This is a genomic window from Escherichia sp. E4385, from assembly GCF_963883145.1.
Lineage (GTDB): Bacteria > Pseudomonadota > Gammaproteobacteria > Enterobacterales > Enterobacteriaceae > Escherichia.
Genome location: NZ_CAWOOJ010000014.1, coordinates 343301 through 365800, shown reverse-complemented (window position 1 = coordinate 365800; position 22500 = coordinate 343301). Strand labels below are relative to the sequence as shown.

At 52.8% G+C, this 22500-nt stretch carries 17 protein-coding genes; 10 read left to right on the top strand and 7 right to left on the bottom strand.

Annotated features, from left to right (window positions below):
- The coding region (locus tag AACS80_RS16140) for an autotransporter outer membrane beta-barrel domain-containing protein (RefSeq protein ID WP_240730955.1) at window positions 1-1387 on the bottom strand (1387 nt) is incomplete at its 3' end.
- Between the two features lie 581 nt (window positions 1388-1968).
- Here AACS80_RS16140 and yahO point away from each other — a divergent pair.
- Complete coding sequence (yahO, locus tag AACS80_RS16135; protein ID WP_130206111.1) at window positions 1969-2244, top strand: DUF1471 family periplasmic protein YahO; 276 nt, start codon at window positions 1969-1971, stop codon at window positions 2242-2244.
- Window positions 2245-2354: 110 nt separating this feature from the next.
- Here the strand turns inward: yahO and prpR are convergent, their stop codons facing one another.
- On the bottom strand, window positions 2355-3941 hold the full coding sequence (gene prpR / locus AACS80_RS16130; protein WP_138183869.1) for a propionate catabolism operon regulatory protein PrpR: 1587 nt from the start codon (window positions 3939-3941) through the stop codon (window positions 2355-2357).
- 238 nt (window positions 3942-4179) lie between these two features.
- Here prpR and prpB point away from each other — a divergent pair, with 238 nt between their 5' ends.
- From prpB to codA, 6 genes are all read left to right on the top strand, one after another.
- Window positions 4180-5070 carry a methylisocitrate lyase gene (prpB, locus tag AACS80_RS16125; protein ID WP_135409565.1) on the top strand — a complete coding sequence of 297 codons (891 nt, stop codon included), beginning with the start codon at window positions 4180-4182 and terminating at the stop codon, window positions 5068-5070.
- A 44-nt stretch (window positions 5071-5114) separates the two neighbouring features.
- A complete protein-coding gene (gene prpC, locus AACS80_RS16120; protein WP_135409566.1) occupies window positions 5115-6284 on the top strand; it encodes a bifunctional 2-methylcitrate synthase/citrate synthase in 1170 nt (389 codons plus the stop codon).
- 33 nt (window positions 6285-6317) lie between these two features.
- Window positions 6318-7769: a 2-methylcitrate dehydratase gene (gene prpD / locus AACS80_RS16115; protein WP_135409567.1), complete on the top strand. Its 1452-nt coding sequence runs from the start codon at window positions 6318-6320 to the stop codon at window positions 7767-7769.
- Between the two features lie 39 nt (window positions 7770-7808).
- Window positions 7809-9695, top strand: a complete 1887-nt coding sequence (gene prpE, locus AACS80_RS16110; protein ID WP_138183868.1) for a propionate--CoA ligase — start codon at window positions 7809-7811, stop codon at window positions 9693-9695.
- Window positions 9696-9929: 234 nt separating this feature from the next.
- A complete protein-coding gene (codB, locus tag AACS80_RS16105) occupies window positions 9930-11189 on the top strand; it encodes a cytosine permease (RefSeq protein ID WP_000076233.1) in 1260 nt (419 codons plus the stop codon).
- On the top strand, window positions 11179-12462 hold the full coding sequence (gene codA, locus AACS80_RS16100) for a cytosine/isoguanine deaminase (RefSeq protein ID WP_135409568.1): 1284 nt from the start codon (window positions 11179-11181) through the stop codon (window positions 12460-12462). Before codB ends, codA begins: the two co-directional genes overlap by 11 nt.
- Before the next feature lie 305 nt (window positions 12463-12767).
- On the opposite strand, the gene cynR is transcribed toward codA, so the two are convergent.
- Window positions 12768-13667 carry a transcriptional regulator CynR gene (gene cynR / locus AACS80_RS16095; protein ID WP_135409591.1) on the bottom strand — a complete coding sequence of 300 codons (900 nt, stop codon included), beginning with the start codon at window positions 13665-13667 and terminating at the stop codon, window positions 12768-12770.
- Between the two features lie 109 nt (window positions 13668-13776).
- Here cynR and cynT point away from each other — a divergent pair, with 109 nt between their 5' ends.
- Genes cynT through cynX form a run of 3 tightly spaced genes read left to right on the top strand, consistent with a single transcriptional unit; the run spans window position 13777 to window position 16124 of the window.
- The gene (gene cynT / locus AACS80_RS16090) at window positions 13777-14436 is read left to right on the top strand and encodes a carbonic anhydrase CynT (protein ID WP_130206123.1); all 660 of its coding nucleotides are present in this window, start codon (window positions 13777-13779) and stop codon (window positions 14434-14436) included.
- 30 nt (window positions 14437-14466) lie between these two features.
- Window positions 14467-14937: a cyanase gene (cynS, locus tag AACS80_RS16085; protein ID WP_130206125.1), complete on the top strand. Its 471-nt coding sequence runs from the start codon at window positions 14467-14469 to the stop codon at window positions 14935-14937.
- Between the two features lie 5 nt (window positions 14938-14942).
- Entirely contained in the window at window positions 14943-16124 is a 1182-nt protein-coding gene (gene cynX, locus AACS80_RS16080) for a cyanate transporter CynX (RefSeq protein WP_135409569.1), read from the top strand.
- Window positions 16125-16226: 102 nt separating this feature from the next.
- Here cynX and lacA read toward each other — a convergent pair whose 3' ends face one another.
- From lacA to lacI, 4 genes are all read right to left on the bottom strand, one after another.
- Entirely contained in the window at window positions 16227-16838 is a 612-nt protein-coding gene (gene lacA / locus AACS80_RS16075; RefSeq protein WP_130258510.1) for a galactoside O-acetyltransferase, read from the bottom strand.
- 65 nt (window positions 16839-16903) lie between these two features.
- Window positions 16904-18157 (bottom strand): lactose permease, encoded by a 1254-nt coding sequence (gene lacY, locus AACS80_RS16070; protein WP_135409570.1) that lies wholly within the window; start codon window positions 18155-18157, stop codon window positions 16904-16906.
- A 51-nt stretch (window positions 18158-18208) separates the two neighbouring features.
- Window positions 18209-21283 carry a beta-galactosidase gene (gene lacZ / locus AACS80_RS16065; protein ID WP_135409571.1) on the bottom strand — a complete coding sequence of 1025 codons (3075 nt, stop codon included), beginning with the start codon at window positions 21281-21283 and terminating at the stop codon, window positions 18209-18211.
- Window positions 21284-21405: 122 nt separating this feature from the next.
- Window positions 21406-22488 (bottom strand): DNA-binding transcriptional repressor LacI, encoded by a 1083-nt coding sequence (gene lacI / locus AACS80_RS16060; RefSeq protein ID WP_135409572.1) that lies wholly within the window; start codon window positions 22486-22488, stop codon window positions 21406-21408.
- Window positions 22489-22500 lie beyond the last annotated feature (12 nt).

Sequence of the window (22500 nt, the reverse complement as noted above, 5' to 3'; positions counted from 1 at the left end):
TTTTTATTCCTTCCAGAGTAGCCGCGCCCAGACCGCCCGCATTGTTGACCATGACGCGGGTACTACCGGAAGTATCACCTTTTACGATGAGTTTATCCGTTATGGAATTATCATCGCCTAATACAGTATGCATGACTAGCAGGCCATCATTGGCAGCATAGTTGCCGTTAATGGTCAGCGTGGTCGGCGTGAACTCGTGACCCTGTTCATACGAAGACAACGTTGCTGTTCCAGCCAGCGCCAGAGTATTTAATGTTTGCGAATAAGTGTTTAAATCGAGATGGCCTTCACTGTCGACGATATAATCGGAGTTTGGGCTGAAGGTATCAACCGTGCCAGCGCGCAGACTTCCGTTGCTAATATAAGTATTACCGGTATAGATATTCGCGCCGGATAATGTGGTTGTCCCGGAACCTACCTGGTTAACCTGGCCTTTACCGTCTATGTATGAGGTCAGAACAAAATCAGCGTTGGTGTGATTAAAGTTTAATATTGAAGTGGTTGACGCATTTGTCCCCCCTAAATAAATTCGGGGAGTATTAATTGAACCAGCAGGTTGCGCAGACTCACCTTGCGCACCTCCAATATTTAATATTCCTGTTCCGTTAGAGGAGACACCAACCCAGATATATGAATTCGCATTGATTACACCATCGTTGCTGACAGTGAGAACTCCGGTAGTATCAGAAGTAGAAGATGTGTTATATCCGCCAAGAAGTATATTTGGGGCATTCACTGTTGAATTTTTATCGGCGACCTGAACTTCTCCATAACTACTCTGGTTAGCTGACAGAGAAGAATGGGCGTCAACATACCCAATATTCAGTTGAGTCAGGGAAGTGAGTGTACCGCCGTTAGTAACAGATACTTTCCCTGTTCCCTGATCGCCAACAATAGCAATGTTAGAGGTGACTGATGAGCTTTCCCCATCAATAACCAACGTCCCCCTGGCGTCACCATAAAACTCACCAACTCTTATTGATTGCAGGCCACTTATCTTACTACCTTCTAACACGTATAACGTACCGGAGCCTTCGTTAGTGCCTAAAAAAATATTGGAGGCAGGGGTGTCGAACTGCCAGTTGGTATGGTTTGTTAAAGTAATGGAGCCTTCAGCATTATTACCAATGCTGGCTGATGAAGTGGTAAGTGAAAGATTATCAATGAGTAATGAACCATTAGAGTCTTCACCTACTTTTAATGAGTTAAAATGCTCCCATCCGGGATCGTAGCCTTCTGACGCAATGAGTTTTATCTCTTCATTATTATTAATGATAACATTACTATCTGAATTTGTAGGTGGGGTGATAGCCAAGGATACTGGCGTAAATAATATGGTGGAAATGGCTATCGCCCGTGTTGATAAGCTTTTTTTTGCTGATTTCATATCACTCACTTTTATCCTTAAAAATTAAATGGCAAGATGTTTTTTATTGCACTGTTTTCTTCCTGACGCCTTGTCAGGCACAAACATGCAAGTTACTAAATAAGAATATATGTAATATTAGGTGTAATAAATTTATTAAAGTGTTAGTTGTTCATTGCATTGATTGGTTTTAGTGGTTTGTAAGTTGTGTTAATGCGGGTTTTTTTATGTCGTTTAGAAAAAATAAATCTAATAATCCTAAACTTTATGTAAGTGAAATAAAGAAAAAGTATGGAAATCACATCAATATATGGTTGGTGGTTTCTTGTTCAGAAAAGTAATGTGGCTCATGTGAATTTTATATTGGATTTTAGCGAATGAAGGAATTTGAGATTTTTATGAAAATTAATTTAAGGAACACCTGCGATAATTGTAGTAAGCGTTATTAAACAACAGGGAGAATGTGGCTATCGTTGAGAAAAATACAAATATATTCTCTTTTCCTATAGATTTTTCCTAACCGCTGAACTACTTATTAATCAACCCTGATGATGACTGTTAGCTTCAGGGCATTGGCCAATCACACATTATGGAGTTCATCGATGAAAACTGGAACTAAGCTCTTAGTTGGTGCGTTAGCTTTTGTTGTCACAAATGTCTATGCCGCTGAATTGATGACCAAAGCGGAATTTGAAAAAGTTGAATCGCAATATGAAAAAATAGGTGATATTTCAACCAGTAATGAAATGTCGACCGCAGATGCAAAAGAAGATCTGATCAAAAAAGCGGATGAAAAAGGTGCGGATGTGTTGGTTCTGACCTCCGGTCAGACTGACAATAAGATCCACGGCACGGCAGATCTTTATAAGAAGAAGTAATTCTGAAGCTCATGTAAACAAACCCGATGCGCACGTCTATCGGTGAACGGAATATATTGAAATTCATGTTTTTGTCGGCCGGATAAGGCGTTAACGCCGCATCCGGCAATTTAATTTTTTAGCCGCCGCCAGAACGTCGTCCGGCTGATGCCTAAATAATTCGCTGCTGCTGTTTTATCACCATTAAATTTGTCCAGTGCCTGTAGTGGTGTCAGCAAGGGTGGGGCGATGACGTTACCCGATTTTTGTGTCAGCTCTGGCAATAATTGCTGCAAAAATTGCGGCGTTAAATCTGGCGTCGGTTCCACACTTAAAAACAGCGCCAGTCGCTCCATCATATTACGCAGTTCACGAATATTGCCCGGCCAGTCGTAGCGCAACAGCACAGTTTCGCTTGCCTGTAATCCCTGGCGTAATGCGGCAGAAAACGGGGCGGAGAGCGCCGCCAGAGACACTTTCAGAAAGCTTTCCGCCAGTGGCAGAATATCCGCCACCCGCTCACGCAGTGGTGGCAGTTGCAGGCGTAAAATGCTCAGCCGATAAAACAGGTCACGGCGAAACTGCCCTTGCCGCATATCTTCTTCCAGATTGCAGTGAGTGGCGCTAATGACCCGCACATCCACCGGAACAGGCTGATGCCCGCCGACGCGGGTGACCTCTTTTTCTTCCAGTACTCGTAACAGACGAGTCTGCAACGGCAGCGGCATTTCGCCTATCTCATCCAGAAACAGCGTGCCGCCGTGGGCGATTTCAAACAGCCCGGCGCGACCTCCGCGTCGCGAGCCGGTAAACGCCCCTTCCTCATAGCCAAACAGCTCCGCTTCCAGCAGCGATTCGGCAATCGCCCCGCAGTTGACGGCAACAAACGGATGCGACTTTTTGCCCTGTCGCGCATCGTGGCGGGCAAAATATTCCCGATGAATCGCCTGGGCCGCCAACTCTTTGCCCGTTCCCGTTTCCCCCTCAATCAACACCGCTGCACTGGAACGGGCATACAGCAAAATAGTCTGCCGTACCTGTTCCATCTGTGGTGATTGACCGAGCATATCGCCCAGCACGTAACGAGTACGCAGGGCGTTACGGGTGGCATCGTGAGTGTTATGGCGTAACGACATGCGCGTCATATCCAGCGCATCGCTGAACGCCTGGCGCACGGTGGCGGCGGAATAGATAAAAATTCCGGTCATTCCGGCTTCTTCTGCCAGATCGGTAATCAGCCCTGCGCCGACCACCGCTTCGGTGCCGTTGGCTTTCAGCTCGTTAATCTGCCCGCGCGCATCTTCTTCGGTAATGTAGCTACGTTGGTCGAGGCGCAAATTAAAGGTTTTTTGAAACGCCACCAGCGCCGGAATAGTTTCCTGATAGGTGACAACGCCGATAGAAGAGGTGAGTTTTCCGGCTTTTGCCAGTGCCTGTAACACATCGTAGCCGCTCGGCTTAATCAGAATCACCGGCACTGACAGGCGGCTTTTCAGGTACGCGCCGTTAGAGCCAGCAGCGATGATGGCGTCGCAGCGTTCGCTAGCCAGTTTCTTGCGGATGTAGGTCACCGCTTTTTCAAAGCCAAGCTGGATAGGGGTGATATTCGCCAGGTGATCAAACTCGAGGCTGATATCGCGAAACAGCTCGAACAAGCGCGTTACAGATACCGTCCAGATAACCGGTTTGTCGTCATTCAGCCGTGGTGGATGTGCCATAGCGCACCGCAAAGTTAAGAAACCGAATATTGGGTTTAGTCTTGTTTCATAATTGTTGCAATGAAACGCGGTGAAACATTGTCTGAAACGTTAACTGAAACGCATATTTGCGGATTATTTCATGAGTTTATCTCTAACAAATTGAAATCAACCATTTAATTTTATTCAGGCAATTGTGGCACACCCCTTGCTTTGTCTTTATCAACGCAAATAACAAGTTGATAACAAAGGATGGGCTATGTCTCTACACTCTCCAGGTAAAGCGTTTCGCGCTGCACTAAGCAAAGAAACCCCGTTGCAAATTGTCGGCACCATTAACGCTAACCATGCGCTGCTGGCACAGCGTGCCGGGTATCAGGCGATTTATCTCTCCGGCGGTGGCGTGGCGGCAGGTTCACTGGGGCTGCCCGATCTCGGTATTTCTACCCTTGATGATGTGCTGACCGATATTCGTCGTATCACCGACGTTTGTTCGCTGCCGCTGCTGGTGGATGCGGATATCGGTTTTGGCTCTTCGGCTTTTAACGTGGCGCGTACGGTGAAATCGATGATTAAAGCGGGCGCGGCGGGATTGCATATTGAAGATCAAGTTGGTGCGAAACGCTGCGGCCATCGCCCGAACAAAGCGATCGTCTCGAAAGAAGAGATGGTGGATCGGATCCGCGCAGCGGTGGATGCGAAAACCGATCCTGATTTTGTGATCATGGCGCGCACTGATGCGCTGGCGGTTGAAGGGCTGGATGCCGCGATCGAACGCGCGCAGGCCTACGTTGACGCCGGTGCCGAGATGTTGTTCCCGGAGGCGATTACCGAACTCGCCATGTACCGCCAGTTTGCCGATGCGGTGCAGGTGCCGATCCTCGCCAACATTACCGAATTTGGCGCCACGCCGCTGTTTACTACCGATGAATTACGCAGCGCCCATGTGGCGATGGCGCTGTACCCGCTTTCAGCGTTCCGCGCCATGAACCGCGCCGCTGAACATGTCTACAACGTCCTGCGCCAGGAAGGCACGCAGAAAAGCGTCATCGACACCATGCAGACCCGCAACGAGCTGTACGAAAGCATCAACTACTACCAGTACGAAGAGAAGCTCGACGACCTGTTTGCCCGTAATCAGGCGAAATAAAACACAACGAAAAATATCTCGACCCTACAAATGACGAGGACAATATGAGCGACACAACGATCCTGCAAAACAGTACCCATGTCATTAAACCGAAAAAATCGGTAGCACTTTCTGGCGTTCCGGCGGGCAATACGGCGCTCTGCACCGTGGGTAAAAGTGGCAATGACTTGCATTACCGTGGTTACGATATTCTTGATCTGGCGGAACATTGCGAATTTGAAGAAGTGGCGCATCTGCTGATCCACGGCAAACTGCCGACCCGTGACGAACTCGCCGCCTACAAAACGAAACTGAAAGCCCTGCGCGGTTTACCGGCTAACGTGCGTACTGTGCTGGAAGCCTTACCAGCGGCGTCGCACCCGATGGATGTTATGCGCACCGGCGTTTCCGCGCTCGGCTGCACACTGCCGGAAAAAGAGGGACATACCGTTTCTGGCGCGCGAGATATTGCCGACAAACTGCTGGCGTCACTTAGCTCGATTCTTCTCTACTGGTATCACTACAGCCACAACGGCGAACGTATCCAGCCGGAAACCGATGACGACTCCATCGGTGGTCACTTCTTGCATCTGCTGCATGGCGAAAAGCCATCGCAAAGCTGGGAAAAGGCGATGCATATTTCGCTGGTGCTGTACGCCGAACACGAGTTTAACGCCTCCACCTTTACCAGTCGGGTGATTGCGGGCACTGGCTCTGATATGTATTCCGCGATTATTGGCGCGATTGGCGCACTGCGCGGGCCGAAACACGGCGGAGCGAATGAAGTGTCGCTGGAGATCCAGCAACGCTACGAAACGCCGGACGAAGCCGAAGCCGATATCCGCAAGCGGGTGGAAAACAAAGAAGTGGTCATTGGTTTTGGTCATCCGGTTTATACCATCGCCGACCCGCGTCATCAGGTGATCAAACGCGTGGCGAAGCAGCTCTCGCAGGAAGGCGGCTCGCTGAAGATGTACAACATCGCCGATCGTCTGGAAACGGTGATGTGGGAGACGAAAAAGATGTTCCCCAATCTCGACTGGTTCTCCGCTGTTTCCTACAACATGATGGGCGTTCCCACCGAGATGTTCACACCACTGTTTGTTATCGCCCGCGTCACCGGCTGGGCGGCGCACATTATCGAACAACGTCAGGACAACAAAATTATCCGTCCTTCCGCCAATTATGTTGGACCGGAAGACCGCCCGTTTGTCGCGCTGGATAAGCGCCAGTAAACCTCTACGAATAACAATAAGGAAACGTACCCAATGTCAGCTCAAATCAACAACATCCGCCCGGAATTTGATCGTGAAATCGTTGATATCGTCGATTACGTGATGAACTACGAAATCAGCTCCAGAGTGGCCTACGACACCGCTCATTACTGCCTGCTCGACACTCTCGGCTGCGGTCTGGAAGCTCTCGAATACCCGGCCTGTAAAAAACTGCTGGGGCCAATTGTCCCCGGCACCGTCGTACCTAACGGCGTGCGCGTCCCCGGAACTCAGTTCCAGCTCGACCCCGTCCAGGCGGCATTTAACATCGGCGCGATGATCCGTTGGCTCGATTTCAACGATACCTGGCTGGCGGCGGAGTGGGGCCATCCTTCCGACAACCTCGGCGGCATTCTGGCAACGGCAGACTGGCTTTCACGTAACGCGGTCGCCAGCGGCAAAGCCCCGTTAACCATGAAACAGGTGCTGACCGGAATGATTAAGGCCCATGAAATTCAGGGCTGCATTGCGCTGGAAAACTCCTTTAATCGCGTCGGCCTCGACCACGTTCTGTTAGTGAAAGTGGCTTCCACCGCCGTGGTTGCCGAAATGCTCGGCCTGACCCGCGAGGAAATTCTCAACGCCGTTTCGCTGGCGTGGGTAGACGGTCAGTCACTGCGCACCTATCGCCATGCGCCGAACACCGGCACGCGTAAATCCTGGGCGGCGGGCGATGCTACCTCCCGCGCGGTACGTCTGGCACTGATGGCGAAAACGGGCGAAATGGGTTATCCGTCAGCCCTGACCGCGCCGGTGTGGGGCTTCTACGACGTCTCCTTTAAAGGCGAGTCGTTCCGCTTCCAGCGCCCGTACGGTTCTTACGTGATGGAAAATGTGCTGTTCAAAATCTCCTTCCCGGCGGAGTTCCACTCCCAGACGGCCGTTGAAGCAGCGATGACGCTCTATGAACAGATGCAGGCAGCAGGCAAAACGGCGGCGGATATCGAAAAAGTGACCATTCGTACCCACGAAGCCTGTATTCGCATCATCGACAAAAAAGGGCCGCTCAATAACCCGGCGGATCGCGATCACTGCATTCAGTACATGGTGGCGATCCCGCTGCTATTCGGGCGCTTAACGGCGGCAGATTACGAAGACAAGGTTGCGCAAGATAAACGCATCGACGCCCTGCGCGAGAAGATCAATTGCTTTGAAGATCCGTCATTTACCGCTGACTACCACGACCCGGAAAAACGCGCCATCGCCAATGCCATAACCCTTGAGTTCACCGACGGCACGCGCTTTGAAGAAGTGGTGGTGGAGTACCCCATTGGTCATGCCCGTCGCCGTCAGGACGGTATTCCGAAACTGGTCGATAAATTCAAAATCAATCTCGCGCGCCAGTTCCCGACTCGCCAGCAGCAGCGCATTCTGGAGGTTTCTCTCGACAGAACTCGCCTCGAACAGATGCCGGTCAATGAGTATCTCGACCTGTACGTCATTTAAGTAAACGGCGGTAAGGCGTAAGTTCAACAGGAGAGCATTATGTCTTTTAGCGAATTTTATCAGCGTTCGATTAACGAACCGGAGCAGTTCTGGGCCGAGCAGGCCCGGCGTATTGACTGGCAGACGCCCTTTACGCAAACGCTCGATCACAGCAATCCGCCGTTTGCCCGTTGGTTTTGTGAAGGCCGAACCAACTTGTGCCATAACGCTATCGACCGCTGGCTGGAGAAACAGCCAGAGGCGCTGGCATTGATTGCCGTCTCTTCGGAAACAGAAGAAGAGCGCACCTTTACCTTTCGCCAGTTGCATGACGAAGTGAACGCGGTGGCGTCAATGCTGCGCTCGCTGGGCGTGCAGCGTGGCGATCGGGTGCTGGTGTATATGCCGATGATTGCCGAAGCGCATATTACCCTGCTGGCCTGCGCGCGCATTGGTGCTATTCACTCGGTGGTGTTTGGTGGATTTGCTTCGCACAGCGTGGCGGCGCGAATTGATGACGCTAAACCGGTGCTGATTGTCTCGGCAGATGCCGGAGCGCGCGGTGGCAAAATCATTCCCTATAAAAAATTGCTCGACGATGCGATAAGTCAGGCACAGCATCAGCCGCGCCACGTTTTGCTGGTGGATCGCGGGCTGGCGAAAATGCCGCGTGTTAGTGGGCGGGATGTCGATTTCGCGTCGTTGCGCCATCAACACATCGGCGTGCGGGTGCCGGTGGCGTGGCTGGAATCCAACGAAATCTCCTGCATTCTCTACACCTCCGGCACGACCGGTAAACCTAAAGGCGTGCAGCGTGACGTCGGCGGTTATGCGGTGGCGCTGGCGACCTCGATGGACACCATTTTTGGCGGCAAAGCGGGCGGCGTGTTCTTTTGCGCCTCGGATATCGGCTGGGTGGTTGGGCATTCGTATATCGTCTACGCGCCGCTGTTGGCGGGGATGGCGACCATTGTTTACGAAGGATTGCCGACCTGGCCGGACTGCGGTGTGTGGTGGAAAATCGTCGAGAAATATCAGGTTAGCCGCATGTTCTCAGCGCCGACCGCTATTCGCGTGCTGAAAAAATTCCCTACCGCCGAAATTCGCAAACACGATCTCTCGTCGCTGGAAGTTCTCTATCTGGCTGGAGAACCGCTGGACGAGCCGACCGCCAGTTGGGTGAGCAATACGCTGGATGTGCCGGTCATCGACAACTACTGGCAGACCGAATCCGGCTGGCCGATTATGGCGATTGCTCGCGGTCTGGATGACAGGCCGACGCGTCTGGGAAGCCCTGGTGTGCCGATGTATGGCTACAACGTGCAGTTGCTCAATGAAGTCACCGGCGAACCGTGCGGCGTCAATGAGAAAGGGATGCTGGTGGTGGAAGGGCCGCTGCCGCCGGGCTGTATTCAAACCATCTGGGGCGACGACGACCGCTTTGTGAAGACTTACTGGTCGTTGTTTTCCCGCCCGGTGTACGCCACCTTTGACTGGGGCATCCGCGATGCTGACGGTTATCACTTTATTCTCGGGCGCACTGATGACGTGATTAACGTTGCCGGACATCGGCTGGGGACGCGTGAGATTGAGGAGAGTATCTCCAGTCATCCTGGCGTTGCCGAAGTGGCGGTGGTTGGGGTGAAAGATGCGCTGAAAGGGCAGGTAGCGGTGGCGTTTGTCATTCCGAAAGAGAGCGATAGCCTGGAAGATCGCGAGGTGGCGCACTCGCAAGAGAAGGCGATTATGGCGCTGGTGGACAGCCAGATTGGCAACTTTGGCCGCCCGGCGCACGTCTGGTTTGTCTCGCAATTGCCGAAAACGCGATCCGGAAAAATGCTGCGCCGCACGATCCAGGCGATTTGCGAAGGACGCGATCCTGGGGATCTGACGACCATTGATGATCCTGCGTCGTTGGATCAGATCCGCCAGGCGATGGAAGAGTAAGTTATTGTCGGATGCGTCGTGTGGCGCATCCGACACCGTGCGCAGATGCCTGATGCGACGCTGACGCGTCTTATCATGCCTACCCACTGTTTTTACACAGATAAGTTTTCCCCCACCTTTTCGCACTCATTCATATAAAAAATATATTTCCCCACGAAAACGATTGCTTTTTATCTTCAGATGAATAGAATGCGGCGGATTTTTTGGGTTTCAAACAGCAAACGGAGGAATTTCGTGTCGCAAGATAACAACTTTAGCCAGGGGCCAGTCCCGCAGTCGGCGCGGAAAGGGGTATTGGCATTGACGTTCGTCATGCTGGGATTAACCTTCTTTTCCGCCAGTATGTGGACCGGCGGCACTCTCGGAACCGGTCTTAGCTATCATGATTTCTTCCTCGCAGTCCTCATCGGTAATCTTCTCCTCGGTATTTACACTTCATTTCTTGGTTACATTGGCGCAAAAACCGGCCTGACCACTCATCTTCTTGCTCGTTTCTCGTTTGGTGTTAAAGGCTCATGGCTGCCTTCACTGCTGCTGGGAGGCACCCAGGTTGGCTGGTTTGGCGTTGGCGTGGCGATGTTTGCCATTCCGGTGGGCAAGGCAACCGGGCTGGATATTAATTTGCTGATTGCCGTCTCCGGTTTACTGATGACCGTCACCGTCTTCTTTGGCATTTCGGCGCTGACGGTTCTTTCGGTGATTGCGGTTCCGGCTATCGCCTGCCTTGGCGGTTATTCCGTGTGGCTGGCCGTTAACGGCATGGGCGGCCTGGACGCATTAAAAGCGGTCGTTCCCGCACAACCGTTAGATTTCAATGTCGCGCTGGCGCTGGTTGTGGGGTCATTTATCAGTGCGGGTACGCTCACCGCTGATTTTGTCCGCTTTGGTCGCAATGCCAAACTGGCGGTGCTGGTGGCGATGGTGGCCTTTTTCCTCGGCAACTCGTTGATGTTTATTTTCGGTGCAGCGGGCGCTGCGGCACTGGGCATGGCAGATATCTCTGATGTGATGATTGCTCAGGGCCTGCTGCTGCCTGCGATTGTGGTGCTGGGGCTGAATATCTGGACCACCAACGATAACGCGCTGTATGCGTCGGGTTTAGGTTTCGCCAACATTACCGGTATGTCGAGCAAAACCCTTTCGGTGATTAACGGTATTATCGGTACGGTCTGCGCATTATGGCTGTATAACAATTTTGTCGGCTGGCTGACCTTCCTTTCGGCAGCTATTCCTCCAGTGGGCGGCGTGATTATCGCTGACTATCTGATGAACCGTCGCCGCTATGAGCACTTTGCGACCACGCGTATGATGAGTGTCAATTGGGTGGCGATTCTGGCGGTCGCGCTGGGGATTGCCGCAGGCCACTGGTTACCGGGAATTGTTCCGGTCAACGCGGTATTAGGTGGCGCGCTGAGCTATCTGATCCTTAACCCGATTTTGAATCGTAAAACGACAGCTGCAATGACGCATGTGGAGGCTAACAGTGTCGAATAACGCTTTACAAACAATTAGTAACGCCCGGTTACCCGGCAAAGAGGGGCTGTGGCAGATTCATCTGCAGGACGGAAAAATCAGCGCCATTGACGCGCAATCCGGTGTGATGCCCATAACTGAAAACAGCCTGGATGCCGAACAAGGTTTAGTTTTACCGCCGTTTGTGGAGCCGCATATTCACCTGGACACCACGCAAACCGCCGGGCAACCGAACTGGAATCAGTCCGGCACGCTGTTTGAAGGCATTGAACGCTGGGCCGAGCGCAAAGCGTTATTAACTCATGACGATGTGAAACAACGCGCCTGGCAAACGCTGAAATGGCAGATTGCCAACGGTATTCAGCATGTGCGTACCCATGTCGATGTTTCGGATGCAACCCTGACTGCGCTGAAAGCAATGCTGGAAGTGAAGCAGGAAGTCGCGCCGTGGATTGATCTGCAAATCGTCGCTTTCCCGCAGGAAGGGATTTTGTCGTATCCCAACGGTGAAGCGTTGCTGGAAGAGGCGTTACGCTTAGGGGCAGACGTTGTTGGGGCGATTCCGCATTTTGAATTTACCCGTGAATACGGCGTGGAGTCGCTGCATAAAACCTTCGCTCTGGCGCAAAAATACGACCGTCTCATCGATGTTCACTGTGATGAGATCGATGACGAACAGTCACGCTTTGTCGAAACCGTTGCCGCCCTGGCGCACCGTGAAGGCATGGGCGCGCGAGTCACTGCCAGTCACACCACGGCAATGCACTCCTATAACGGGGCGTATACCTCACGCCTGTTCCGCTTGCTGAAAATGTCCGGTATTAACTTTGTCGCCAATCCGCTGGTCAATATTCATCTGCAAGGGCGTTTCGATACGTATCCAAAACGTCGCGGCATCACGCGCGTTAAAGAGATGCTGGAGTCTGGCATTAACGTCTGCTTTGGTCACGATGATGTCTTCGATCCGTGGTATCCGCTGGGAACGGCGAATATGCTGCAAGTGCTGCATATGGGGCTGCATGTTTGTCAGTTGATGGGCTACGGGCAAATTAATGATGGCCTGAATTTAATCACCCACCACAGCGCCAGGACGTTGAATTTGCAGGATTACGGCATTGCCGCCGGAAACAGCGCTAACCTGATTATCCTGCCGGCTGAAAATGGGTTTGACGCGCTGCGCCGTCAGGTTCCGGTACGTTATTCGGTACGTGGCGGTAAAGTGATCGCCAGTACACAACCGGCACAAACCACCGTGTATCTGGAGCAGCCAGAAGCCATCGATTACAAACGATAATCGACTGGGTTACAGCGAGCGTAGTTTATGCAGGATGCGGCGTGAACGCCTTGCACTGAACTCGTAGGCCTGATAAGCGTAGCGCATCAGGCAATTCCAGCCGCTGACCTGTGTCAGCGGCTACCGTGATTCATTCCCGCCAACATCCGCACATTTCTCCAATGCCATGTGCAAAAATGCCTTCGCGGCGGCTGTCTGCCAGCTGTAGTTTATGCCCGGATGCGGCGTGAACGCCTTGCACTGAACTCGTAGGCCTGATAAGCGTAGCGCATCAGGCAATTCCAGCCGCTGACCTGTGTCAGTGGCTACCGTGATTCATTCCCGCCAACATCCGCGTATTCTTCCAACGCCATGTGCAAAAATGCCTTCGCAGCGGCTGTCTGCCAGCTATTTTTCCGCCGCAACAAAACCGCCGTTCTCTCCAGTAGTGGCGGGGCAAGAGAAATCGCTTTAAGCCCATCATGTTGTGTGGCAATCGCCGCAGGCAGCAAGGTGGAAAGAGAAGTGCGGCGAATCAGCTCCAGAACCGCGCTAATTGAGTTCGCCTCTATCACCACCTGTGGATGCAGCCCCGCTTTCTCGCAGTAGTGGTCAATTTGCTCTCTGGTGGCAAATTCCGCGCTGAGCAGCACCAGTTTTTCATCATGCAAGCGACTCAATGCCACCTGTTCCTGGTCAGCCAGCGGATGATGTTTCGCCACCACCAACGCTAAACTTTCTGTCAGTAAAGGAATTGCCTCCAGCTCCGGCGAATGCACAGGCGCGAAGGCAATCCCAACGTCCAGCTCGTCGCGACAAAGCATATCTTCGATTTTCTCCTGCGACATTTCCTGTAGCTGGAGCGTGACGCCGGGGTAGCGCGCATAGAAATCCGCCATTAAGGGGCCGATAAAGTAGCTCGTAAAGGTGGGGGTGACGGCGATACGCAGCGATCCTCGCGTCAGATCGGCAACATCATGAATCGCCCGTTTACCCGCCCCCAGTTCCTGTAACGCCCGGCTGGCGTACTGTCGCCAGACTTCCCCCGCATCAGTGAGACGAATCGTTCGCCCGCTACGGTCAAACAGCGGCACGCCTAAACTCTCCTCTAACTGGCGAATCTGCTGGGAAAGCGCAGGCTGGGAGACGTGCAACGCACTGGCGGCACGGGTGAAGCTGCCATGTTCAGCCACGGCAAGAAAGTAATTGATATGTCGAGAGAGCATTCGCCAACCTATAAGTAAATCCAATAGAACTCATCATAAATGAGTCTTTTACCTTATGACAATCGGCGAGTAGTCTGCCTCTCATTCCAGAGACAGACAGAGGTTAACGGTGAAAGAGATTATTGATGGATTCCTTAAATTCCAGCGCGAGGCATTTCCTGAGCGGGAAGCCTTGTTTAAACAGCTGGCGACACAGCAAAGCCCGCGCACACTTTTTATCTCATGCTCCGATAGCCGTCTGGTCCCTGAGCTGGTGACGCAACGTGAACCCGGCGATCTGTTCGTTATTCGCAACGCGGGCAATATCGTCCCTTCCTACGGGCCGGAACCCGGTGGCGTTTCTGCTTCGGTGGAGTATGCCGTCGCTGCGCTTCGGGTATCTGACATTGTGATTTGTGGTCATTCCAACTGTGGCGCGATGACCGCCATTGCCAGCTGTCAGTGCATGGACCATATGCCTGCCGTCTCCCACTGGCTGCGTTATGCCGATTCTGCCCGCGTCGTTAATGAGGCGCGCCCGCATCCCGATTTACCGTCAAAAGCTGCGGCGATGGTACGTGAAAACGTCATTGCTCAGTTGGCTAATTTGCAAACTCATCCATCGGTGCGCCTGGCGCTCGAAGAGGGGCGGATCGCCCTGCACGGCTGGGTCTACGACATTGAAAGCGGCAGCATCGCAGCTTTTGACGGCGCAACCCGCCAGTTTGTGCCACTGGCAGCTAATCCTCGCGTTTGTGCCATACCGCTACGCCAACCGACCGCAGCGTAACCTTATTTTTAAACCATCAGGAGATCCACCATGATTCAGTCGCAAATTAACCGCAATATTCGTCTTGATCTTGCCGATGCCATTTTGCTCAGCAAAGCTAAAAAAGATCTCTCATTTGCCGAGATTGCCGATGGCACCGGTCTGGCAGAAGCCTTCGTAACCGCGGCTTTGCTGGGTCAGCAGGCGCTTCCTGCCGACGCCGCCCGCCTGGTCGGGGCGAAACTGGATCTCGACGAAGACGCCATTCTGTTATTACAGACGGTGCCACTGCGTGGCTGCATTGATGACCGTATTCCAACCGACCCAACGATGTATCGTTTCTATGAAATGTTGCAGGTGTACGGCACAACCCTGAAAGCGTTGGTTCATGAGAAGTTTGGCGATGGCATTATCAGCGCGATTAACTTCAAACTCGACGTTAAGAAAGTGGCGGACCCGGAGGGTGGCGAACGTGCGGTCATCACCTTAGATGGTAAATATCTGCCGACCAAACCGTTCTGACAGTCATGCGCGACCATCAAAAGACGTTCACGATGCTGCTGGTTCTGGTGCTGATTGGTCTTAATATGCGACCACTGCTCACCTCCGTCGGGCCACTGCTACCGCAATTGCGCCAGGCGAGCGGAATGAGCTTTAGCGTGGCTGCCCTGTTGACCGCTCTGCCGGTGGTCACCATGGGCGGGCTGGCACTGGCCGGAAGCTGGCTTCATCAGCATGTCAGTGAACGTCGCAGCGTCGCCATCAGTTTGTTGCTGATAGCCGTCGGTGCATTGATGCGTGAGCTTTACCCCCAAAGTGCGCTGCTGCTTAGCAGCGCACTGCTTGGTGGGGTGGGGATCGGTATCATTCAGGCGGTGATGCCTTCGGTGATTAAACGGCGGTTTCAGCAGCGCACGCCACTGGTGATGGGGCTGTGGTCCGCGGCTCTGATGGGCGGCGGTGGACTTGGTGCCGCCGTGACGCCCTGGTTAGTTCATCACAGCGAAACCTGGTATCAAACACTCGCCTGGTGGGCGCTGCCTGCCGTTGTTGCGCTCTTTGCCTGGTGGTGGCAAAGCGCCCGCGAGGTCGCCTCTTCTCACAAGACAACAACCACTCCGGTTCGCGTGGTATTCACTCCCCGCGCGTGGACGCTGGGCCTTTACTTCGGTCTGATTAACGGTGGTTACGCTAGCCTGATTGCCTGGTTACCCGCTTTCTATATTGAGATTGGTGCCAGCGCGCAGTACAGCGGTTCTTTGCTGGCGTTGATGACGCTTGGGCAAGCCGCAGGAGCATTGCTAATGCCTGCTATGGCTCGCCATCAGGACCGACGCAAACTGTTAATGCTGGCGCTGGTGTTACAACTGGTGGGTTTCTGCGGCTTTATCTGGCTGCCGCTGCAATTGCCGGTATTGTGGGCGATGGTGTGTGGTTTAGGTCTGGGCGGCGCGTTTCCGCTCTGTTTGCTGCTGGCGCTCGACCACTCTGTGCAACCGGCTATTGCTGGCAAGTTAGTGGCGTTTATGCAGGGGATTGGTTTTGTCATTGCCGGGCTTGCCCCCTGGTTTTCTGGCGTGCTGCGTAGTATCAGTGGCAATTACCTGATGGACTGGGCGTTTCATGCGCTATGCGTCGTTGGGCTGATGATCATAACCCTGCGCTTTGCACCAGCACGTTTTCCGCAGCTGTGGGTCAAAGAGGCATGATGAGACGCTTGTTCCTGCGCTTTGTTCATGCCGGATGCGGCCTACGTAGATCACTGAATTTGTAGGCCTGATAAGCGAAGCGCATCAGGCAATTTTTATAATTTAAAGTGACGATTCAACTTTGTAATCTTTGTAATAATATTGCTTATCCCGGTCGTTTATTTCGCGAATAACCCGACAAGGAACGCCAGCAGCCACGACGTTTGGTGGAATGTCTTTTGTGACGACACTACCCGCGCCAATAACAGAATTATCCCCGATGGTGACGCCTGGATTAATGACCACATGACTCCCGATCCAGACATTATTGCCAATCGTTATCGGAAAAGAGTACATCTCTCCGTTTTTTCTCAATTTATGGTGTACAGGGTGTCCCGTAACGGAAAGAGTAACGTTGGGTGCAATCAGTACGTTATCACCGATTGTTACCGTGTAGTCATCGACAATGGTTAAATTGAAATTTGCGTAAAAATTGCGGCCTATATGGATGTTGGAACCGTAAGAGAAATAGACTGGTGGTTCTATCCAGGCGTTTTCCCCTACTGTGGCAAACATTTCTTTAATCAGGCTTTCCCTTTTTTCAACTTCTGATGGATGCGAGTGATTAAACTCATACATTAACGTTTTCCCACGAAGTCTTTTTTCAGGTAAGCCTTCGCACATATCGGTAAATAGCTTGCCTGCTTTTATTCTTTCGGTCATTGGCATGTTCATTACGATCATTCCGTCCTGATATGTTGGTCGGATAAGGCGCTCGCGCCCCATCCGACATTAATTGCTTAAGCGACTTCATTCACCTGGCGACGCAGTAGAGAAAGCGGGCCGGGGCCGCTAAGTGTGAACACGGAAATCAAGGTGAAGCCCAGCGCCACCAGACCCAGCACCAGATAAGCACCCTGGAAACCGATGCTTTCATACATATTGCCCGCCAGTACAGACATAAAAATCATCGCCAGCTGCTTAAAGAAGCAGAAACAGACCAGATAAATCGTCGCTGAAAAACGCACTTCAAACTGGCTGGTAATATATTTAAAGCAGCCCACCAGCAGGAACGGTACTTCAAACATATGCAGCGTTTTCAGAATGACCACTTCCAGCGCTGAAGTGGCGAACGATGAGCCAATAATGCGTACAGACATAATAGTGCCAGCCAGCAGCAGGGCGTTTTTCCCACCGATGCGATTAATAATCAGCGGCGCAAAGAACATAATCGAGGCGTTAAGTAATTCGCCCATTGTCGTTACGTAGCCAAATACCCGCGTACCCTGTTCACTGGAGGTAAAAAACGAAGTAAAGAAATTAGCAAACTGTTGGTCAAAAACATCGTAGGTACAGGAAACGCCAATAACATAGAGCGACAAAGACCACAGTTTGGGCTGTCTGAACAATTCCAGTGCCAGCTTAAGGCTAAAAGCCGAATGGTTGGCGCCTACGGCATTGGCAACCGTGGCGGAAGAAGGGGCATCCGTTCTGGCAAAAAAGAGCAAAACGGCGAGGATGAGCGCACAGCCAGAACCCAGCCAGAAAACAAACTGGTTATTGATGGTGAACATGATGCCGACAATCGAGGCACACAGCGCCCAGCCAACACAGCCAAACATCCGCGCGCGACCAAATTCGAAATTACTGCGACGGCTGACTTTCTCGATAAATGCCTCTACTGCTGGCGCACCGGCGTTAAAACAAAAGCCAAGATAAATACCACCAACAATCGACCCTACTAAAATGTTGTACTGTAACAGCGGGCCGAAGATAAAAATAAAGAACGGCGCAAACATCACTAACATGCCGGTAATAATCCATAGCAGGTATTTGCGCAGCCCGAGTTTGTCAGAAAGCAGACCAAACAGTGGTTGAAATAACAGGGAGAACAGAGAAATAGCGGCAAAAATTATTCCGGTATCACTTTTGCTGATATGGTTGATGTCATGTAGCCAAATCGGGAAAAACGGGAAATAGGCACCCATGATAAAAAAGTAAAAGAAAAAGAATAAGCCGAACATCCAAAAGTTTGTGTTTTTTAAATAGAACATAATGGATTTCCTTACGCTAAATACGGGCAGACATAGCCTGCCCGGTTATTATTATTTTTGGCACCAGATCAACTGGTAATGATAGCGACCTGCGCTCAGTTGAAATTCTGCCGACACTGACGGGCTCCAGGAGTCGTCGCCACCAATCCCCATATGGAAACCGTCGATATTCAGCCAGGTGCCTTCTTCCGCGTGCAGCAGATGGCGATGACTGGTTGCCATCAGTTGTTGTTGGCTGTAGCGGCTGATGTTGAACTGGAAGTCGCCGCGCCACTGGTGTGGGCCATAATTCAATTCGCGCGTCCCGCAGCGCAGACCGTTTTCGCTCGGGAAAACGTACGGGGTATACATGTCTGACAATGGCAGATCCCAGCGGTCAAAACAGGCTGCAGTAAGGCGGTCGGGATAGTTTTCTTGCGGCCCTAATCCGAGCCAGTTTACCCGCTCTGCTACCTGCGCCAGCTGGCAGGTCAGGCCAATCCGCGCCGGATGCGGCGTATCGCTCGCCACTTCAACATCCACACTGATGACCATCTCACCGTGTCCATCAATCCGGTAAGTTTTCCGGCTGATAAATAAGGTTTTCCCCTGATGCTGCCACGCGTGGGCGGTCGTAATCAGCACCGCGTCGGCAAGTGTATCTGCCGAGCACTGCAACAACGCCGCTTCGGCCTGGTAATGGCCCGCCGCCTTCCAGCGTTCGACCCAGGCGTTCGGATCAATACGCGTTGCTTCACTTACGCCAATGTCGTTATCCAGCGGCGCACGGGTGAACTGATCGCGCAGCGGCGTCAGCAGTTGTTTTTCATCGCCAATCCACATCTGTGAAAGAAAGCCTGACTGGCGGTTAAATTGCCAACGCTTATTACCCAGCTCGATGCAAAAATCCGTTTCGCTGGTGGTCAGTTGCGGGATGGCGTGGGACGCGTAGGGGAGTGTCACGCTGAGGTTTTCCGCCAGTCGCCATTGTTGCCAGGCGCTGATGTGTCCGGCTTCTGACCATGCGGTCGCGTTCGGTTGCACTACGCGTACAGTGAGCCAGAGTTGCCCGGCGCTCTCCGGCTGCGGTAGTTCAGGCAGTTCAATCAACTGTTTCCCTTGTGGGGCGACATCCAGAGGCACTTCACCGCTTGCCAGCGGCTTGCCATCTAGCGCCACCGACCAGTGCAGGATCTCGTTATCGCTATGACGGAACAGGTATTCGCTGGTCACTTCGATGGTCCGCCCGGATAAACGGAACTGGAAAAACTGCTGTTGGTGTTTTGCTTCCGTCAGCGTCGGATGCGGCGTGCGGTCGGCAAAGACCAGACCGTTCATGCAGAACTGGCGATCGTTAGGTGTATCGCCAAAATCACCGCCGTAAGCCGACCACGGGTTTCCGTTTTCATCATATTTAATCAGCGACTGATCCACCCAGTCCCAGACAAAGCCGCCCTGTAAACGGGGGTACTGACGAAACGCCTGCCAGTATTTAGCGAAGCCGCCAAGACTGTTACCCATCGCGTGGGCATATTCGCAAAGGATCAGCGGGCGCGTCTCTCCAGGCAGCGAAAGCCATTTTTTGATGGACCATTTCGGCACAGCCGGGAAGGGCTGGTCTTCATCCACGCGCGCGTACATCGGGCAAATAATATCGGTGGCCATGGTGTCGGCTCCGCCGCCTTCATACTGTACCGGGCGGGAAGGATCGACAGATTTGATCCAGCGATACAGCGCGTCGTGATTAGCGCCGTGGCCTGATTCATTCCCCAGCGACCAGATGATTACGCTCGGGTGATTACGATCGCGCTGCACCATCCGCGTTACGCGTTCGCTCATCGCAGGTAACCAGCGCGGATCATCCGTCAGTCGATTCATCGGCACCATGCCGTGGGTTTCAATATTGGCTTCATCCACCACATACAGGCCATAGCGGTCGCACAGCGTGTACCACAGCGGATGGTTCGGATAATGCGAACAGCGCACGGCGTTAAAGTTGTTCTGCTTCATCAGCTGGATATCCTGCACCATCGTCTGCTCATCCATGACCTGACCATGCAGAGGATGATGCTCGTGACGGTTAACGCCGCGAATCAGCAACGGCTTGCCGTTCAGCAGCAGCAGGCCATTTTCAATCCGCACCTCGCGGAAACCGACATCGCAGGCTTCTGCTTCAATCAGCGTGCCGTCGGCGGTGTGCAGTTCAACCACCGCACGATAGAGATTCGGGATTTCGGCGCTCCACAGCGCCGGGTTTTCGACGTTCAGACGTAGCGTGACGCGATCGCTATAACCACCACGCTCATCGATAATTTCACCGCCGAAAGGCGCGGTGCCGCTGGCGACCTGCGTTTCACCCTGCCATAAAGAAACTGTTATCCGCAGCTCATCGCGCAGCACGCCGTACATCTGAACTTCAGCCTCCAGTACAGCGCGGCTGAAATCATCATTAAAGCGAGTGGCAACATGGAAATCGCTGATTTGTGTGGTCGGTTTGTGCAGCAACGAGACGTCACGGAAAATGCCGCTCATCCGCCACATGTCCTGATCTTCCAGATAGCTACCGTCACTCCAGCGCAGCACCATCACCGCGAGGCGGTTTTCTCCGGCGCGTAAAAATTCGCTCAGGTCAAATTCAGACGGCAAACGACTGTCCTGGCCGTAACCGACCCAGCGCCCGTTGCACCACAGATGAAACGCCGAGTTAACGCCATCAAAAATAATTCGCGTCTGGCCTTCCTGTAGCCAGCTTTCATCAACATTAAATGTGAGCGAGTAACAGCCTGTCGGATTTTCTGCGGGAACAAATGGCGGATTGACCGCAATGGGATAGGTCACGTTGGTGTAGATGGGCGCGTCGTAACCGTGCATCTGCCAGTTTGAGGGGACGACGACAGTATCGGCGTCAGGAAGATCGCTCTCGAGCCAGCTTTCCGGCACCGCTTCTGGTGCCGGAAACCAGGCAAATTGCCACTCACCATTCAGGCTGCGCAACTGTCGGGAAGGGCGATCGGCGCGGGCTTCTTCGCTATTACGCCAGCTGGCGAAAGGGGGATGCGCCGCAAGGCGATTAAGTTGGGTAACGCCAGGGTTTTCCCAGTCACGACGTTGTAATACGACGGCCAGTGAATCCGTAATCATGGTCATAGCTGTATCCTGTGTGAAATTGTTATCCGCTCACAATTTCACACAACATACGAGCCTGACGCATAGAGTGTAAAGCCTGGGGGGCCTAATGAGTGAGCTGACTCACATTAATTGCGTTGCGCTCACTGTCCGCTTTCCAGACGGGAAATTTGCCTTGCCAGCTGCATTAATGAATCGGCCAACGCGCGGGGAGAGGCGGTTTGCGTATTGGGTGGCAGGGTGGTTTTTCTTTTCACCAGTGAGACGGGCAGTAGCTGATTTCCCTTCACCGCCTGCCCCTGAGAGAGTTGCAGCAAGCGATCTACGCTGGTTTGCCCCAGCAGACGAAAATCCTGTTTGATGGTGGTTAACGGCGGGATATAACACGAGCTGTCCTCGGTATCGTCGTATCCCACTACCGAGATATCCGCGCCGACGCGCAGCCCGAACTCGGTAATGGCGCGCATTGCGCCCAACGCCATCTGATCGTTGGCAACCAGTATCGCGGTGGGAATAACGCCCTCATTCAGCATCTGCATGGTTTGTTGAAAACCGGACATGGCGCTCCAGTCGCCTTCCAGTTCCGCTATTGGCTGAATTTGATGGTGTTTGAGATATTTGTGCCAGCCCGCCAGACGCAGACGCGCGGAGACAGAACTTAATGGGCCTGCTAACAGCGCGATTTGCTGGTGACCTAATGCGACCAGATGATCCACGCCAAGCCGCGTACCGTCTTCATGGGAAAAAATAATACTGTTGATGGGGGCCTGGTCAGAGACATCAAGGAATAACGCTGGCACGTTACCACAGGCGGCTCCCACCGCAATGGCATCTTGTTCATCCAGCGGATAGTTGATGATCAGACCGCTAACGCGTTGCGCGAGAAGGTTGTGTACCGCCGCTTTACAGGCATCGACGCCGCTTCGTTCTACCATCGACACCACCACGCTGGCACCCAGTTGGTCGGCGCGAGATTTTATCGCCGCGACAATTTGTGACGGCGCGTGCAGGGCCAGACTGGAGGTGGCAACGCCAATCAGCAACGACTGTTTGCCCGCCAGTTGTTGTGCCACGCGGTTGGGAATGTAATTCAGCTCCGCCATTGCCGCTTCCACTTTTTCCCGCGTTTTCGCAGAAACGTGGCTGGCCTGATTTACCACGCGGGAAACGGTCTGATAAGAGACACCGGCATACTCTGCGACATCGTATAGCGTTACTGGTTTCACATTCACCACCCT

Coding starts and splice junctions, on each gene's coding strand:
- prpB (WP_135409565.1), top strand. CDS start 4,180: ATGTCTCTACACTCTCCAGGTAAAGCGTTTCGCGCTGCACTAAGCAAA.
- prpD (WP_135409567.1), top strand. CDS start 6,318: ATGTCAGCTCAAATCAACAACATCCGCCCGGAATTTGATCGTGAAATC.
- prpE (WP_138183868.1), top strand. CDS start 7,809: ATGTCTTTTAGCGAATTTTATCAGCGTTCGATTAACGAACCGGAGCAG.
- cynS (WP_130206125.1), top strand. CDS start 14,467: ATGATTCAGTCGCAAATTAACCGCAATATTCGTCTTGATCTTGCCGAT.
- prpC (WP_135409566.1), top strand. CDS start 5,115: ATGAGCGACACAACGATCCTGCAAAACAGTACCCATGTCATTAAACCG.
- lacY (WP_135409570.1), bottom strand. CDS start 18,157: ATGTTCTATTTAAAAAACACAAACTTTTGGATGTTCGGCTTATTCTTT.
- cynX (WP_135409569.1), top strand. CDS start 14,943: ATGCGCGACCATCAAAAGACGTTCACGATGCTGCTGGTTCTGGTGCTG.
- yahO (WP_130206111.1), top strand. CDS start 1,969: ATGAAAACTGGAACTAAGCTCTTAGTTGGTGCGTTAGCTTTTGTTGTC.
- lacA (WP_130258510.1), bottom strand. CDS start 16,838: ATGAACATGCCAATGACCGAAAGAATAAAAGCAGGCAAGCTATTTACC.
- prpR (WP_138183869.1), bottom strand. CDS start 3,941: ATGGCACATCCACCACGGCTGAATGACGACAAACCGGTTATCTGGACG.
- cynR (WP_135409591.1), bottom strand. CDS start 13,667: ATGCTCTCTCGACATATCAATTACTTTCTTGCCGTGGCTGAACATGGC.
- lacZ (WP_135409571.1), bottom strand. CDS start 21,283: ATGACCATGATTACGGATTCACTGGCCGTCGTATTACAACGTCGTGAC.